The following is a 16,176-nucleotide window of genomic DNA, read 5'->3' on the forward strand; positions in this document are numbered from 1 at the left end:
ACTCGTGGTTCATTGCCGCCCAGCTGGGCGGCAAGTACTAATTACGTCATTTGTCTTCTTCAGGCACCTGCAGCACGGTTTGCCAAGACGACGCCTCGGGCAACCGATCAATGCAGGCCAGAAGGTCGTGAATATCAGAAATCGAGTTTACTCGTTTACGTCCTTCATCTGGCAATTCGCTGAAATGTTGCTCTAATAAATATATTAAAGTGGACCGAACCCCTTCTCGATGGCCTCGCTCGTGGATCAAATCCGCATCTTCACAGCTACTATTCTCACTATTGGAGTTTCTACCCTTATCTAAAAGGGCTTGAAGTCTCAAACTTACACGCATGTGCCTCTCGCTGACACCTTCACTCTTACTACGTTTCTTTATTAATACATTTAGAACTTCTCCTCGAAACTTATCAAGCCCACCGCCCCAGCTAAAAATAGGAATTTTCTTATTAATCTCGTAAATCTCTTCTGCCCACTTATCTGCTACTGCTGTAGCATTTCGCTTAATTCGGCTTGACGCCTCTAGATCTGAGCACATCAACCCTGTTATCATAGTTTTTAAAAGTTTTCGCTGATCTTCTCCTGAAGCAGGTTGAGGCAGTGAGTGCCCACCTTTGGCCGCTCGAATGGTATAAATTTTCTTTCTAACATTTTCCAAAACATCTAATGCGGCCAAGTGCCGCTGCGCTTCAACCAACCAGTTTATCATGAGCTGAAAGGACTCAGCTGATTGTTTAAAAAAGGGTGCCTCAGGGTATACTAGCGAGGTTTTTACATTTCTATTGAATTCCTCCAATACTGCAACAGCATATCGAATCGCTTGGTCAGCACAGAGCTTTCGGAACTCAACATCTTCAACTTCATACTGATTAAACTCGACAGATTGATATAACTTACGATCCTTAAAACGAATATCAAAGATACTTCCTTCAAGCTTTGACAAGTATTCTTTTCGCTTATTTTCATCTGAAATGCTTAAACGCTTGAAAGTCTGATTAACAACTTTCTGCGCACAAGCACTTAACTCCTGGAAAACCCAAAACATATCCCCGATCGACTCAGGGCGCAATGTCTCTTCCTCAGGCTTCTCATCACCCACCATATTTGGCCCCATCTCATCCCCACGCATAAAACACCACCTAATCATTACCAAAGTTTAAGCAGACCAAAAATCAATGCGAACTAGAAAACTCTTTATTCAGCCTTAGACGCATCCACCTAATCGATTCAGAGCAGTTTCTCAAGTGACTCAAAACTCATAAATCACTGAAAAAGTCAATGCAGCTGCTTATCTAAAAAAACAGTCGCTTAGCAGACAGTATGAAAAAGCCAAGACTTTTCGCAATCATATTTTCGTCAACTTCTTCAGTGGCGAGGATACTTATGGCCAGATCGCTAATAAAACCAGAGCAGGTAGCAGAGCAGTTGGGTATGAGCCTGAGCTGGGTATACGAGCACAAGCAAGACATCGGATTCGTTCAATTTGGGAGCGCTGTGCGCTTTGATCAGCAAGAGGTTGAGGAGTACGCTAGGAACTGCAGGCGCGGTCCTCAGCGTAAGGAGGATCGAAAATGGGATACACCGTCTCACAAAGGAAAGATCGAGGCACGTGGATCGTCCGCGCCAGGATCAACGGCCAGCGTACTCAGCGAACTTTTCAAACAGAAGGAGAAGCGAGGCAATACGCATTAAAGGCAGAGGCTCAACGCCAAGAAGATGAATTCAATGGGGTCATGGGCCGCAAGCCCAAATACACCTTTTCAGAGGGACTGCAGCGAATGGTCAGCGAATATGACGTTCGTTCTCAGAAGCAGCACATCCTATTGGTCGCTAGGTGGATGGATGAGCATGCTCCAGGCGTCATCATCGGCCAGGAACTGCTAGACGCGGCGCGTAGAATGCAGAAGGCTCTGAAAGAAAAGGGATTGGCACAGTCGACCATCAACAACCGCATACAGGCCGTCAAGCGAGTGCTCTCGCTATCGTATCGCGAATGGGATTGGATCGACTTGCCACTCGACGGAAAGCTACGTAAGCCCTCGCCTAAAAACGAGCGCCACGTTTATCTCTCTGAACTGGAACTTGCTGAGCTGCTGGAAGCCGTACCCGAGCGGTATCAGGTCGAACGGAAAGTAATTTTGTTAGCCATGCTAACAGGCATGCGGCGCGGTGAGCTGATGGCACTGGAACCGAGGAATGTTTACAACGGCCGGATTGTCCTCAAACCACACCAAACGAAAAACGGCAAACCGAGGGTCATCCCGCTTTCCGAAGAAGCGATACCGCTGCTTGAAAGCTTACCGTTTGATACAACGGGGGATAGAGTTAGGGGAGCATTTGAAAGGGCTAGGGAAGCAATCGGTCGTCCAGATATCCGTTTTCACGATATGCGACATTGCTATGCCTCATTACTAGCTAGCAAAGGAGAGTCACTAACGAGTATCAGGGATTTGCTGGGACATTCATCGCTGACTGTAACAAGCCGATATGCCCATGCTGATCCAACAAGATGGGATAGTGTGGTTGCCAGATTGCCGCGCATTAGCAACCAAATGGCAACCAAGCACTGACAGAAACAAGCTCTAATCTCTGTAACCACTTGATTTCATTGGTGGGCCCAGTAGGACTTGAACCTACGACCAAGGGATTATGAGTCCCCTGCTCTAACCAACTGAGCTATAGGCCCGAAAAGCGTGCACATAATAGCGAATGTGTGTGGGCGAGGCTACCCCCTTAGGGCGCTATCTTACGGCGTGATCGGCATTTTTTCGGCACTAATTGCCAGCGCTGGGGTCTGGTGGTGAATGCTTCTATGGAGAATCGCTTTGAAAGCTTTGATGGCTCTTTTCCCGCTGCTGTTGGCGCTGCCGGTGCAGGCGGATTGGCAGCTTGATCCTGGCCAGTCTCAGGTGCAGGCGTCGATTACCCAACTGGATGGCGAAGCCCCGCAAACCCATCACCATCAGGTGAATAATTTGCAGGGCGATATTGCTGCCGATGGCACGCTGCGCCTGCCGCTGCGCTTGAGCCAAACCGACCTGCTCAAACGCTTTGGGGAGCTGCCGCCATGGGTGGGCTTGCTGGCGAACACCACGCTGGTGACGCTGGTGGCGCAAATGCCGCCGGAGCGGTTAGACGGCTTGGATATTGGCGAATCGATGGTGGAAACCCTCACCTTCCGGGTGCAAACCGATCTGATTAACCAAGAAGAGGCGGTGCCGCTGCGCTTTACCCGCGAAGGGTTGAACGAGGTGCGCGTGACCCACGCCGAACCCATGGCGCTGGATGGCAATGCGCTGATGGCCAACAGCACGGTACGCACCGTGCTGTCGATGTTGGGCTACCAGCAGATTGATGAGCATGTGCCCGTCACGCTAAATGCGCTGCTGGTAAACCGCTAACGTTTGGCTTAGCCACTGATGAGCGCCTAGTGGCTGAGCGCTTCTACATCGCCTGCCTGGGCGGCCCCGGTTTGTACCCGCCACTGGGCGGCATAATGGCCGTCCGCCGCTAACAGGCTGGCGTGGGTGCCGCGCTCGGCCACTTGGCCTTTCTCGATCACCACAATCTCGTCGGCGTGCACAATGGTGGAAAGCCGGTGGGCAATCATAATCACCGTACGGCCGTGGGCGATGCGTTTTAGCGAGCGCTGAATGGCCGCTTCGGTTTCGTTATCCACCGCACTGGTGGCTTCATCCAGCACCAGAATCGGCGGGTCTTTTAACAGCGCCCGCGCCAGTGAAAGCCGCTGGCGTTGGCCGCCGGAAAGGCGCACGCCCCGCTCGCCCACTGGCGTATCCAGCCCTTGGGGCAGCGTTTCGATAAAGCTCCAGGCTTCGGCGGTTTTGGCGGCGTCGATAATCGCAGCATCGTCGGCATCCGGCTGGCCGTAGGCGATGTTGTCGCGAATGCTGCCTTCAAACAGGTACACATCCTGGCTCACTAGGCCAATCGCTTGACGAAGTGAGTGCATACTTACGTCTGTGATGGGTTGGCCATCTACCAGCACACGGCCACTGGCGGGGTCGTAAAAGCGCAGCAGCAGTTTGATCAGCGTCGATTTACCGGAGCCAGTGGCCCCCACCAGCGCCAGCGTATTGCCAGCGGGCACGTGTAAGTCCACGCCGTTCACGCCTACTTGACTGGCTTCATATTGAAAACTCACCGCCTCAAAACGCACGTCGCCTTTTACCGGGGCAGTTAAAGGCGTGGTGCTGTCGTCCTTCACGGCAATCGGTACTTCGAGCAAATCCAGAATCCGTTTGGTGCTGGCCATGGCGCGCTCGAACAGGTCAATCACTTGGGCAAGGCCGGTGAGCGGCCACAGCAGGCGCTGGGTCAGAAACACCAGCACGCCATACGCGCCCACGTTGAGGCTGCCGTTCAGTGCCATCATGCCGCCGACGGTAAAGGTGGCGAGAAAGCCCGCCAAAATCGCCATGCGGATGACCGGAATAAACGCAGAACTGACTTTAATCGCGCGGCGGTTGGCGTCTACATAAGCTTCGCTGGCCTCCCGCAGCCGCTCTGCTTCCCGCGCTTCGCTGGTGAAGCTTTTAATCGTGGCGATGCCGCTGAGGTTGTTGGAGAGACGGCTAGCAAGGTCGCCTACTTTTTCGCGCACGTCGCTGTACAGCGGCCCGGCTTTGCGCTGGAAGAAAAACGCGCCCCAAATGATCAGCGGAATGGGCGTAAACGCTAGCAGCGCGATCAGCGGAGAAAGCACGAAGAACACCGCGCCTACGGCCACCACCGTAACCACTACTTGAATCAGCGCGTTAGCACCGCCATCCAGAAAGCGCTCTAGCTGGTTGACGTCATCGTTCATGGTGGCCACCAGCTGGCCGGAGCTTTTCGATTCGAAAAACGCCATGTCGAGGCGCTGGGCGTGCTCATAGGTGTCTTGGCGCATATCCGCTTGCAGCCGCTGGGCCAGGTTGCGCCAGAGAATCTGGAACAGGTACTCAAACAGCGACTCCCCCGCCCAAATAAAGAAGGTGAGCACCGCCAAAATGGTGATCTGCTCTTGAGGCGATTCAAACCCCAGCCGCGCCACGAAGCTGCTTTCCTGGTTCACCACCACGTCGATCGCCACGCCAATCAGGATTTCCGGGGCGATATCGAATAGCTTGTTGATAATCGAGCAAATCGTGGCGGTGATAATCTGCCGCCGATAGCCTTTGGCGTAGCGCAGCAGGCGCATTAAGGCGTGAAAGCTTTGATTGACGGACGCTTTGTCAGCGCGGGTCGGGGAAGAAGCCACATCAATTCCTTTTACGTTGTTATCTGCGTAAATCGCCTTTAAACGGGTTGCGTCGCTCGGCGCACGTTGGCAAGCAAGGGGCTGCCGGTATCAGGGTCAAGCAGCAGCGTGCACTCCACCTGATACAGCTCCCGCACCAGCGCGGGCGTCACCACCTCAGCGGGCGCGCCCTGGGCAACGATCTGCCCGTCGCGCATGGCAATCAGGTGGTCGGCATAACGGCAGGCGCTGGCTAGGTCGTGCAACACCATCACCACGGTGCGGCCGTGGCAGGCCAGATCGCGCACCAGCTCGAATACTTCGATTTGGTGGCCTAAGTCTAACGCGGAGGTGGGCTCATCGAGTAGTAAAAGCGGCGTTTGCTGAGCAATGGTCATGGCGATCCAGGCGCGCTGGCGCTGGCCGCCGGAAAGCGCTTCCAAAGGCCGGTCGGCAAGCGCCTCAAGCCCGGCAGCGGCCAGGGCGTAGTGCACCACCTGCTGATCTTCCGCTGACCACTGGCGCAGCCAGCCCTGGTGGGGCTGGCGACCAAAGCGAATCAGTTCGGTGACGGTTAGCCCTTCCGGAGCGACCGCCTCTTGGGGCAGTAGCGCCAGCTTGGTGGCAAGTTGTCGGGCGGGCATCTGGGCGATGTCGTGCCCGTTGAGCAGCACGGCACCGCTGTCGGGTTTGTGCAAGCGGGCCAGCCCAGAGAGCAGCGTGGATTTACCACAGCCGTTGGGGCCAACAATGGCGGTTACTTGCCCGCTGGGCAGGCTAACGCCGAGCTCGTGAATCACTTGGCGCTGGCCGTAGCTCATGCTGAGCGCATCGGTGGAAAGCGTGGGTAATGAGGTCATGGGCGGCTCCGTTGCGGGCGCATTAATATCCAGAGTAGCCAGGGGCCACCCACCACGGCGGTGACAATCCCCACGGGGATTTCGATGGGGGCAAACAGCGTGCGGCCCGCTACATCGGCCAGCACCATCACCAGCGCTCCCGCCAGCGTGGCGGCTAAAATCGGCACATGGCGGGCGCTGGAGAGTGAGCGGGCGATTTCAGGGCCAATCAGCGCCACCAAGCCCACCGGCCCTGCCACGGCAACGGCCAGCGCAGTGAGCACCACTGAAAGTAACAGCACCTGCAGCCGCCGCGCTTTCACCGCGGTGCCCAAGCCACTGGCGATGGCATCCTTAAAGCGCAGCAGCGTGAGCGAGCGGGCCAGCGCCAGCGCGGCCACCAGCCCCAGCGCTAAGCCAATACCCAATAGCTGTACCGCGCTTGCCGGGCGGGCATTGAGGGAACCAACGGTCCAGGGGTAGGCGGCGTTGGCGGTATCAATCGCTACCCGCGCCAACATAAGCTGTGTAACCGCGCCAAAAACCGCGCCCACGCCAATGCCCGCCACAATAAAGCGATAGCCCTGGGTGCCGCTGCCCGCCGCTAGGCCAAAGGTGAGCACGGCGGCGGTGGTCGCCCCCGCCAGTGCCATGGCAGGCGGGGCAATCCCTACGCCTAACCCAACAATCGAGGCCACCGCAAAGGCGGTGGCACCGTTATCGATGCCGATAATGCCGGGGGTCGCCAAACGGTTACGGGCCAGGGTTTGCATTAATACCCCGGCCAGCGCAAAGGCAGCCCCAGTGAAACAGGCAGCGATCAGGCGCGGCAGGCGCAGCTGCTGCACCATAAACGCGGTCATTCTATCGCCTTGCCCCAGCAAGGAAGCCACCACCGTATTCGGGGAAAGCGTCACGCTGCCCAGGCTTAAATAGAGCACGCAGGCGGCCATCAGTGCGGCACTCAACCCGATATTCACCGCCACGGCGCGCTTTTCCAGCAGCACGCTCACCCCATAACGGGGCAGCGCAGCGCGCCAGTAGCCCTGCGGGGCAGCGACCTTTTGTGCGCTCGACTCTTCTCGATAAGCGGTGGATGTATGGGGCAGTGCCACACCGCTCATCGACTGTTTTGCCGTCATTTTCATAGCATCAGATAACCAAAGAGAGTGCGTTAGAGCATCGGCAGGCGCTTGGCCCGCACCACCGCAATCAGCACCGGCGCGCCGCATAGCGCGGTGAGTACGCCCAAGGGCAGCTCGGAGGGGGCGACGACGACACGGGAGATAATATCGGCGGTGAGTACGATCAGCGGGCCGACGGGTAGGCAGAACCAGAGCGTGCGGCGAATATCCGGCCCGGCGATGGCCCGCGCTACAAAAGGCACTACCAGCCCCACAAACGCAATCGGCCCGGCAATGGCGGTGGCCGCGCCGACTAATAGCGCCACACAGCCCACCGCCAGCCAGCGAATCAGCCCAGGGCGGTGCCCTAAACCGCTGGCGGCCCGCTCCCCCAGCGCCAGCGCGGCCAGCGGCCGGGCAATCAATACAACGCCCACTCCTGCTACCAATAGGCTTGGCAGCACGGCCCATAAATCGTCTAGCCGCCTACCCGCCAAGCTGCCCACCACCCAAAAGCGAATCTCATCGGCGGCACGCTGGTCGTAGAGCAGCATCAGTGCGCTGAGCGAGCCAAGCAGCCCCGAAAACGCGGCCCCCGCTAACACTAAGCGCACAGGGTCGCTCCCCACACCGCGCAGCCGCGCCACGCTGAGTACGCATACGCAGCCGATCAGCGCGCCTAACTGGGCCACGGGAATGCGCAAAGTGGCCGCGCTGGCCCCTAATACCAGCGCCAGGGAAACGGCAAACGCAGCGCCTGCGCTCACGCCTAACAAGCCCGGCTCGGCCAGCGGGTTGCGGGAAACCGCTTGCAGCAGCGCCCCGGCCACGCCTAGCGCCACGCCAACTACAATGCCAATTAGCGTGCGGGGCGCGCGCAGCTCCCAGACGATAAAACGCGCTTCCGCGTGTTCTCTACCGCTTAGCAGCCCCAGCACTTGGCGGGGGCCAACACTGCCTGCGCCTATCAACAAACTAACGACGCTCACCGCCACTAGGGCGGTGAGCAGAAGGATCATCCAGGTACGAGGTGAGCAGCGCCTGCCGCTCACGTTGTTCGCAACAGAGTTAGCAAAAGAGCTCACGGCAGCCTCGTTCACGGCAATAAGGCATTCTCGATGTCATCCAGAATCGCCTGGGCCGCCAGCGGGCCGTTGGCGCTGCTCCAGAGCTGGCCGTTGACCAACACCACTCGTTCGTTCTGTACCACGTTCAAGCGGTTGAAGGCAGCGCTCTGTTTGGCGCTATCTAGGGCGGCTTGGCCGTCATCATTTAGCGTGGCCAAAAACAGCCAGTCGCCGTCTACCTGGGAAAGGTTTTCTAGGCTCAATACATCGCTATGCACGCCCCGTTCACCGATCAGCTCGCCGCCTTGCACATCCAGGCCGACGCGCTCTAACAGGCCGGTGGCAATCAGGTTTTCCGACATCACCATGGGGCCGCCGGGCATCCAGCGCACCAGATAGGCGTTGCTGCCCACGTCGGCTTCAGCTACTGCGTCTGACATAGCATCGACCCGCTGATCGACGGCGCTGATCGCTTCGTCAATGGCCTCTTCCTGGTTCAAAGCCTGGCCGAATAGGCGCGCTTCGGCTTCCCAGTTATCGGCCGCCAGTGGTTGCGTGTGGGGCACCACGGTGGGAGCAATTTGCGATAGCAGTTGGTACTGCTCCTCCGGCAGTTGGGCCGCGGCTAGAATCAGGTCCGGCTGCTGGGCTAGCACTGCTTCAATATTAATTTCCCGCACGACGCCCACAATCTCAGGGTGTTTTAACTCATTCGCACTGAGGTAGTCGGTCACATATTGCGCCACGTTGTCGCCGCCACGGGTGGTGACCGCCCCTACCGGGGTCACGCCTGCCGCCAGCGCGGCATCCAACGCGCCCTCATACAGTGTGACGACACGCACAGGGTTGTCAGCAACCTCCACGTCGCCGTAGGCGGTCTCCAAGGTGCGCGCTTGAGCAGTACCCGACAGCAAGCCGCCCATCAATATCCCTATTAACCCGCGCTGCAGTAACGTGTGTCGCATATGACTCTCCGGTAAAACGCTATGCCTAAATGATTCTCGCCGCTGATAATAACGATTCTCAAAAGCACTTGCACCCATATTCCAACGAATCTCCCGTTGCATGTCCCGCAACGCTGGGTGGAACGGCACACGTCGGCTTCAAATCCTACGGGCAGATCAACGTCTCTCTGTCGGCAATCGTTCCATTAATAGCAACGCCATGTTCGATAAAACCATCTCGCAAGTGGGAACTTTTCTTCTTAGAATCCGCAGCTCATTTGATAATTAGTTTCATTAGCAAACAAGACTCATATCAGGGGATCGCCATGCCACGCTTTACTCGCACCGCCCTCGCCAGTGCCATCGCGCTGAGCGTTACTGTGGTGGCTAATGCGCAAGAATCAGCGCAACTGGATAACATCGTTGTCTCTGCCAGCGGGTTTGAGCAGGCAATGGTGGATGCTCCGGCGAGTATCTCGGTTATTTCCAGAGAAGAGCTTCAGCGCGAACGCATTACCAGTGTGGCCGATGCCCTGCGTAACGTAGAAGGGGTAGATGTCGGCGGTTCGGTGGGCAAAACCGGCGGCAGTAACATTAGTATCCGTGGCATGCCTAGCGACTACACGCTGATCCTGATTGATGGCCGCCGCCAAAATGCGGCTGGAAGCGTCACGCCTAACGGTTTTGGTGAAACCTCGACCAGCTTCTTTCCTCCCGTTTCCAGCATTGAACGCATCGAGGTGATTCGCGGGCCGATGTCCACCCTATACGGTTCAGATGCCATGGGCGGCGTAATCAACATTATTACCCGCCGAGTAGATCGCGAGTGGGTTGGCTCGGTCGGTGTCGAGAATACCTTTAATGAAGATCGTGACTTCGGCGACCGCCGCGAGATCAACCTCTATACCAGCGGCCCCCTGGTAGAGGACACGCTGGGCGTTCAACTGCGCGGGCGTTTGTATGAGCGTGACGCATCAGCGCTTGTCTACACCGACGCTAACGGCAACCCGGTTGAGGTGAGCCAGCGCGGCCCTAGCCCGGTAGAGGGCGATGTATACAACCTGGGCGGTAAACTGACCTGGACACCTAACGACAGCCACGACCTTTGGCTGGATGGGGAGGTGAACCGCCAGCGCTACAACAACGACGAGTGCCAACTCGGCACGCTGGATGGCCGCACCCGCAGCTGTGCGCCCAACCCTGGCGTGGCAAACGGCTATGCCGACGAGCTACGCTTTGAGCGGGAGCAAGTGGCTATCGGCCATACTGGGCGCTTTGCCACAGGCACGCTGGAATCGAGCCTAATGCGTAACACCACGGAAACCACTGGCCGTACGATTCCGGGTGATGAGGGTGTTGCTTACGAGGGCTTCCCCAGCATTATTGGCGGTGCCCCGCGTAAGCTGGAAACCACCAATACGGTACTGGATAGCAAGTTTATTATGCCGTTGGGTAACCACATGACCACCGTTGGCCTCCAGTGGTGGGATGCGGAGTTGGATGACGGCTTGGCCAATGAGACTTTCGAGCAAACCACTTGGTCGCTCTTTGCAGAAGACGAATGGATGCTGCGGGATGATCTTGCGCTGACTCTGGGCGGCCGCTACGACCATCACGATGCGTTTGGCAGCCAGTTCAGCCCCCGTAGCTATTTAGTATGGAACACCACACCGAACTGGACGCTAAAAGGCGGTGTTAGCCGTGGCTACAAAACCCCGACCCTGAATGACCTTCACTCGGGTATTAACGGGGTGACCGGCCAGGGCACGATCCTGACGATCGGCAACCCGGACCTTGAGCCGGAAACCAGCACCAGCAGCGAAATCGGCGCGCACTACGATAGCCAAACAGGCTTTACCGCCAGCGCGACGCTGTTCTACAACCAGTTCGACGATAAAATTGCCAGCGGCAACGATATCCTGATTGAAAACGACCCGCTTATTCCGGATGGCGTGTATAGCCAGGACGTGAATATCGATGAAGCGGTGACTCAGGGGGTTGAGCTCTCCACCAGCTATCAATTCACCCCCGATTGGCGCTTATCCGCTAATTACACCTACACCGATAGCGAGCAGAAAAGCGGCAATAATCGTGGCGAACCGCTGACCGATACGCCCGAACACGCACTGAATGCCACGCTGCGTTGGCAGGCGACACCGAAGCTAGATACTTGGCTCTCTGCCGAGTACCGCAGCGAGCGCTATCGCAACCGTGAACGTGTTAGGGGCGCGCCCTCCTTCGCTGACCTGGGGGATTTCAAAGCCTACTCGCTGTTTCACCTTGGCGGCAGTTACGCGTTTACCGACCAATTTAACGTCAGCGCCACCCTCTACAACCTATTTGACAAAGACTTTGTCGACTACCGCGCCTACGGCGATGGCACCAGCTTCGGCAACGTTTACGCCAACAGCGAAGAGGGTCGCCGCCTGTGGCTCTCTGCTCGCTATGAGTTCTAAACAGACGCCCATGTAGTTTCTGCTTGCTGTTTCAATGCTGACTTGCTGCCCCGGCTACGCGCCGGGGCTTTTTTATAGCGTGCTTTTGGTTGGATCGTCCCGCAGTAGCTTCCCTCTATGGTCACGATTCATGGTTTTAATATATGTCAACGCATGCGCTTGGGTAGTATGGGCCCGATATATTACGTGCTCGTCTACGCCTTGACCGACCTTCACTTTAGTTAGGATGCGACCTGTTATGACGGTGCCTTTACTTGCCCGCCCATTTTCGCTTTTGCTGCTACTTCCTCTCTTACTCGTTGCTGGCACCGCGCTGGCCCAATCTGCCCCACGAGTCGAGCTGGCCAGCGTCAACCGTGAGCCTATTTATCAAGAGCTTAACCTGGTCGGCACGGTGAACTCCCTGGAGGATGCGCTGCTCTCCTCGTCGGTGGCCGGGCTGGTCGCGGCGATTAACGTGAACCCGGGCGACCGAGTCGAAGCAGGCGACACGCTGGTGGCGCTGGATGATGATTTGGCGCGCTTCGAGCTAGCCGGGGCGCAAGCGGCAGAAGAGGAAGCCCGGGCCGCGCTTAGCGAAGCGCAGCGGCTGCTGCGGGAGGCGGAATCGGTGGGGGCTGGGCGCAACATTGCCGCTACGGAAGTGAGCGCCCGGCGCAGTGCGGTAAGCGTCGCCAACGCAGCGCTTTCCCGCCTGAATGCCGAACAGTCACGGCTCAGCGCGCTGTTGGAGCGCCACACGATTACCGCGCCGTTCAGCGGTGTGGTCAGCGAGCGAAGCGTCAACCTGGGCGAGTGGGTCACACCGGGAGACAGCGTCGCCCGTTTGGTCAACCTCAACACCCTGCGTGCCGATTTTCAGGTGCCCGAAGCGTTCTATACCGCCTTGGAGGAGAACGCCACACTTATCCTCACGGCAGGCGAGCAGCGCGCTGAAGCCCGCATCGCGACCTTAGTGCCGGTCAGCGCCTCTAGCGCGCGGACGTTTTTGCTGCGTGCCGAAGTGCCCGAAGCGCTGCCGCTCTACCCTGGCAATGCGGTCGACGCCGTGGTGAAAGCCGCCACCGGGCGCGATGGCATCACCGTCTCCCGGGATGCGCTTAGCCGTTACCCAGATGGCCGAGTCACGGTGTGGGTCGCCACGCCTGACGACAGCGGCATGTACCAGGTGCGCGAACAAAGGGTCGAGGTCGGCATCAACTTCGCTGAGCGGGTGGAAATTACCAGCGGGCTATCAGGCAGCGAGCAGGTGGTGATTCGTGGCAATGAATCCTTGGTGGAAGGCGTCAGCGTTGAAGCCGTCTCGGAGGGTGGCGAATAATGTTTGCTGCCCTGCTGCGCCAGCAAACGCTGGTGACCGTGATTGCGCTGATTTTTCTGCTGTTGGGCATCGCCGCGACGCTACGCATTCCGGTACAGATGATTCCGGATATCGAAGCGCGCACCATTACCGTGGAAACGCGCTGGGCGGGCGCGACGCCCCAGGATATCGAAAAAGAGATTCTGGTGGAGCAGGAGCAGTACCTGCGCAATGTGCCTAACCTCACCCGCATGACGGCGGTAGCGGAAAGCGGCAGCGCCGAGATCGAGCTGGAGTTTCCGTTTAGCGTGGACATGACCGCCGCGCTGATCCAGGTGAACAACGCCTTAAGCCAGGTCTCCTCCTACCCCAATAACGTCGACCAGCCTCGGGTGGTGTCGGCCGCGTTCTCCACCGATGCGTTTTTGCGTTTTCACGTTGGCACCCTGCCCGGCAACCCCAACGCGCTGGATATCCAGCTGATGAGCGACTTCATCGAAGACCGCGTGCGCCCGCGCTTGGAAGGCATTGAAGGGGTCTCGGAAGTCGGCGTAAACGGCGGCGCCCAGCGCCAGCTGCAAATTTTGGTCGACCCCGCCGCCCTGGCCCAGCGCGGCATCTCGCTGCTGGAGCTGCGCGAAGCGATTACCCAGCGCAACCGGGATATCTCCGGCGGCGAGCTGGACGCGGGCAAGCGGCGTTACTTGGTGCGCACGCTGGGCCGGTTTGATAGCGCCGAGGCTCTGGCAGAGCTAGTGGTGGCCCGCGTGGGCGATAGCATCGTGCGGCTGGCCGATGTAGCAGACGTGCGCCAAGGGCAGTCGCGGCTAAACCAGCTGTCGTTCTACAACGGCGAAGCCGGGATTGGCATGGACCTGCGCCGGGAGAGCGGCGCCAATGTCATCGACATCAAATACGCGGTGCAGGATGAACTGGCGGCGATCAACGAGACTATTCTGCGCCCAGCAGGTATGGAGATTGTGCTGACGGCCGATGACGTGCGCTACGTAGAAGCCTCCGTGAGAAACGTGTGGAGCAACCTGCTGCTGGGGGCCGCCTTCGCGACCCTGGTGATGTACCTGTTTTTGCGCTCGGCCCGCGCCACGTTTATCGGCGTCATCGGCATTCCATTCTGTACCATTGCCGCCTTTTTGGGGCTGATGCTGACAGGCCGAACCATCAACGTCATCTCCATGGCGGGCATTGCCTTTGCCATCGGCATGAGCGTGGATAACAGCATCGTGGTGTTGGAGAACATCGAGCGCTACCGCCGCCAGGGGCTGGACCGCATCGAATCAGCACTGCGCGGCGTGCAGGAGGTGTGGCCCGCCACGCTCGCCTCCACCGCCACCACCATTCTGGTGTTCTTACCGATTCTCTTCATCGAAGAGGAGGCCGGGCAGCTCTACTCCGACGTAGCCATTGCGGTGTCGGCGGCGATATTTGCCTCCATGCTGGTGGCCGTCACGCTGGTGCCCTCGCTCTGCTCGCGGTTTAGCTTTTCGATGCATCACGCGTCTAAACCCGACGATGCTCAAGCGCCCGGCGACGAGCGCCCTTCTCGACTGGGCGCGCTGTTGGAGCGGCTGATTGCGACGCCGCTACGCCGTGGGGTGATCCTAGTGCTGACGCTGCTGATCAGCGGCTGGACGATCCTGGCCCTGACACCGCCCGCCGAGTACTTGCCCGAAGGCGAGGAGCCCAAAACCTTTGCACGCATGAGCCCTCCCCCTGGCTACAGCCTGCAGGAGATGGCCAGCATTGCCGAGCAGGTCGAAGCGTACTTTCTACCCCATGTGCAGGCGGAGCCGGATGCCTTTTTAGCGGGCGATACCGAGGTGCCGCCGCTGGCTTACATGAACATGCGTGTGGCCCCCACGCAGCTTTTCATTGTTGCCGAAGCGGTCGACTCTTCGCATATCGAAGCATTGATGGAGGCACTCACGAACTACTACGAGCGCTTCCCCGGCATGCGCGCCTTTGCCTCGAAAGGCTCGATTATTTCCAGCAACGATGGCGGCACGCGCAGCATCAACCTGGATGTGGCGGGCCCGGACTTAGCCACGGTGTACGGCGCGGCCAATACGCTCTACCGGGAAGCCCAAACGCAGTTTGGCAATCCGCGTATTCAAAGCCAGCCTTCGTCGCTGTCGCTCGACCAGCCCTTGATTCAAATTCGCCCCGACTGGGCCAGGGTCGCGGAGCTGGGAATTTCCGCCGAGGCGGTGGGGTTTTCGGTCTCTGCTCTGGGGGAAGGGGCGTATGTAGATGACTTCTTTTTAGACGATGAGAAGATCGATATTTACCTCTATGGCCCGCAGGCGTCGCTGCCGTTAGACCAACTGCCAAACCTGCCACTGCATACTCCCGATGGCTATACGCTGCCGCTATCGGCGGTGGCGCGTATCGATGAAACCATGGATACCAGCGTGATTCGCCGGGTAAACGGCAACCGCACGGTAACGCTGAACGTGATTCCCCCTGCCAGCATTGCATTAGAGGCAGGCGTCGAGCAGGCCGAGGCGATGCTGGAGCGGCTGCGCCAGGAAGGCGTGTTGCCCTCGACGGTGGATGTTTCGATTTCCGGCGCCAGCGACCAGCTAAACGCCACCCGTGAGGCGCTTACCGGCAACTTCCTGATCGCTATCGTGATCGTTTACCTGCTGCTGGTGGCGATCTTCTCCCATTGGGGCTATCCGCTGCTGATTTTAACCTCGATACCGCTAGGCGTGGTAGGCGGCATTATGGGGCTGGCCGCCATGAATGGCGTGGGTAGCCTGCTGCCGTTAATCGGCGTGGCACCGCTCAGCCAGCCCTTCGATATGATTACCATGCTGGGCTTTTTAATCCTGATGGGTACGGTGGTGAATAACCCCATTCTGGTAGTCGACCAGGCCAGACGGCGGCTGCATGACAAAACGCTCAGCGTTCAGGAGGCCGTATCACAGGCGGTACAAACCCGCCTGCGCCCCATCGCCATCACCACGCTGACCACCCTGTGCGGGCTGTCGCCGCTGGTCTTTTTACCCGGCGAAGGCACCGAGCTGTATCGCGGCGTGGGGGCGATTGTGCTGTTTGGCCTGCTGGGTGCGGCGGTGGTCACGGTAACCTTCCTGCCCGCGCTGATGATCAGCGTGCTCAAGATCACCGAGCGCCGTTCAGCCCGCTCGCAGGCATAAAAAAACGCGGCCACCCATCGGTGGCCGC

11 protein-coding genes and 1 tRNA gene are annotated in these 16,176 nt (G+C 58.4%); 5 read left to right on the plus strand and 7 right to left on the minus strand.

Features of this window, described 5'->3' with window-relative positions; genetic code table 11:
- Positions 1 to 46 precede the first annotated feature (46 nt).
- Complete coding sequence (locus CTT34_RS13885; protein WP_159342951.1) at positions 47 to 1,126, minus strand: hypothetical protein; 1,080 nt, start codon at positions 1,124 to 1,126, stop codon at positions 47 to 49.
- A gap of 442 nt (positions 1,127 to 1,568) precedes the next feature.
- Here CTT34_RS13885 and CTT34_RS13895 point away from each other — a divergent pair, with 442 nt between their 5' ends.
- Entirely contained in the window at positions 1,569 to 2,567 is a 999-nt protein-coding gene (locus tag CTT34_RS13895; protein WP_254436390.1) for a tyrosine-type recombinase/integrase, read from the plus strand.
- Between the two features lie 39 nt (positions 2,568 to 2,606).
- Here CTT34_RS13895 and CTT34_RS13900 read toward each other — a convergent pair.
- Positions 2,607 to 2,683: transfer RNA gene (locus CTT34_RS13900), tRNA-Ile, on the minus strand.
- A gap of 139 nt (positions 2,684 to 2,822) precedes the next feature.
- Here CTT34_RS13900 and CTT34_RS13905 point away from each other — a divergent pair.
- On the plus strand, positions 2,823 to 3,398 hold the full coding sequence (locus CTT34_RS13905) for a hypothetical protein (RefSeq protein WP_159342954.1): 576 nt from the start codon (positions 2,823 to 2,825) through the stop codon (positions 3,396 to 3,398).
- A 26-nt stretch (positions 3,399 to 3,424) separates the two neighbouring features.
- Here CTT34_RS13905 and CTT34_RS13910 read toward each other — a convergent pair whose 3' ends face one another.
- The 5 genes from CTT34_RS13910 to CTT34_RS13930 form a co-directional block, all read right to left on the minus strand.
- Positions 3,425 to 5,200 carry an ABC transporter ATP-binding protein gene (locus tag CTT34_RS13910; RefSeq protein WP_159343806.1) on the minus strand — a complete coding sequence of 592 codons (1,776 nt, stop codon included), beginning with the start codon at positions 5,198 to 5,200 and terminating at the stop codon, positions 3,425 to 3,427.
- 98 nt (positions 5,201 to 5,298) lie between these two features.
- Positions 5,299 to 6,099 (minus strand): ABC transporter ATP-binding protein, encoded by an 801-nt coding sequence (locus CTT34_RS13915; RefSeq protein WP_159342955.1) that lies wholly within the window; start codon positions 6,097 to 6,099, stop codon positions 5,299 to 5,301.
- Entirely contained in the window at positions 6,096 to 7,226 is a 1,131-nt protein-coding gene (locus CTT34_RS13920; RefSeq protein ID WP_159342956.1) for a FecCD family ABC transporter permease, read from the minus strand. The genes CTT34_RS13915 and CTT34_RS13920 overlap by 4 nt, the downstream gene beginning before the upstream one ends.
- Positions 7,227 to 7,252: 26 nt before the next feature.
- Positions 7,253 to 8,221 carry a FecCD family ABC transporter permease gene (locus CTT34_RS13925; protein WP_159343807.1) on the minus strand — a complete coding sequence of 323 codons (969 nt, stop codon included), beginning with the start codon at positions 8,219 to 8,221 and terminating at the stop codon, positions 7,253 to 7,255.
- 77 nt (positions 8,222 to 8,298) lie between these two features.
- Positions 8,299 to 9,234 (minus strand): ABC transporter substrate-binding protein, encoded by a 936-nt coding sequence (locus CTT34_RS13930; RefSeq protein ID WP_159342957.1) that lies wholly within the window; start codon positions 9,232 to 9,234, stop codon positions 8,299 to 8,301.
- 305 nt (positions 9,235 to 9,539) lie between these two features.
- Between CTT34_RS13930 and CTT34_RS13935 the strand changes: the two genes are divergently transcribed.
- The 3 genes from CTT34_RS13935 to CTT34_RS13945 all read left to right on the plus strand — a co-directional run bounded on the left by CTT34_RS13935 (position 9,540) and on the right by CTT34_RS13945 (position 16,148).
- The gene (locus CTT34_RS13935; RefSeq protein WP_159342958.1) at positions 9,540 to 11,669 is read left to right on the plus strand and encodes a TonB-dependent receptor domain-containing protein; all 2,130 of its coding nucleotides are present in this window, start codon (positions 9,540 to 9,542) and stop codon (positions 11,667 to 11,669) included.
- A gap of 238 nt (positions 11,670 to 11,907) precedes the next feature.
- Positions 11,908 to 12,990: an efflux RND transporter periplasmic adaptor subunit gene (locus CTT34_RS13940; protein ID WP_159342960.1), complete on the plus strand. Its 1,083-nt coding sequence runs from the start codon at positions 11,908 to 11,910 to the stop codon at positions 12,988 to 12,990.
- Entirely contained in the window at positions 12,990 to 16,148 is a 3,159-nt protein-coding gene (locus CTT34_RS13945; protein ID WP_159342961.1) for an efflux RND transporter permease subunit, read from the plus strand. Before CTT34_RS13940 ends, CTT34_RS13945 begins: the two co-directional genes overlap by 1 nt.
- The last annotated feature ends 28 nt before the right edge of the window (positions 16,149 to 16,176 follow it).

Source organism: Halomonas meridiana (genome assembly GCF_009846525.1).
In the GTDB taxonomy this organism is placed as follows: domain Bacteria; phylum Pseudomonadota; class Gammaproteobacteria; order Pseudomonadales; family Halomonadaceae; genus Vreelandella.

What these genes read in the sequence shown, in the direction of transcription:
- CTT34_RS13920 (WP_159342956.1), bottom strand. Translation starts at nt 7,226, where the DNA reads ATGAAAATGACGGCAAAACAGTCGATGAGCGGTGTGGCACTGCCCCAT.
- CTT34_RS13910 (WP_159343806.1), bottom strand. Translation starts at nt 5,200, where the DNA reads ATGCGCCTGCTGCGCTACGCCAAAGGCTATCGGCGGCAGATTATCACC.
- CTT34_RS13935 (WP_159342958.1), top strand. Translation starts at nt 9,540, where the DNA reads ATGCCACGCTTTACTCGCACCGCCCTCGCCAGTGCCATCGCGCTGAGC.
- CTT34_RS13925 (WP_159343807.1), bottom strand. Translation starts at nt 8,221, where the DNA reads ATGATCCTTCTGCTCACCGCCCTAGTGGCGGTGAGCGTCGTTAGTTTG.
- CTT34_RS13945 (WP_159342961.1), top strand. Translation starts at nt 12,990, where the DNA reads ATGTTTGCTGCCCTGCTGCGCCAGCAAACGCTGGTGACCGTGATTGCG.
- CTT34_RS13895 (WP_254436390.1), top strand. Translation starts at nt 1,569, where the DNA reads ATGGGATACACCGTCTCACAAAGGAAAGATCGAGGCACGTGGATCGTC.
- CTT34_RS13915 (WP_159342955.1), bottom strand. Translation starts at nt 6,099, where the DNA reads ATGACCTCATTACCCACGCTTTCCACCGATGCGCTCAGCATGAGCTAC.
- CTT34_RS13940 (WP_159342960.1), top strand. Translation starts at nt 11,908, where the DNA reads ATGACGGTGCCTTTACTTGCCCGCCCATTTTCGCTTTTGCTGCTACTT.
- CTT34_RS13930 (WP_159342957.1), bottom strand. Translation starts at nt 9,234, where the DNA reads ATGCGACACACGTTACTGCAGCGCGGGTTAATAGGGATATTGATGGGC.
- CTT34_RS13885 (WP_159342951.1), bottom strand. Translation starts at nt 1,126, where the DNA reads ATGCGTGGGGATGAGATGGGGCCAAATATGGTGGGTGATGAGAAGCCT.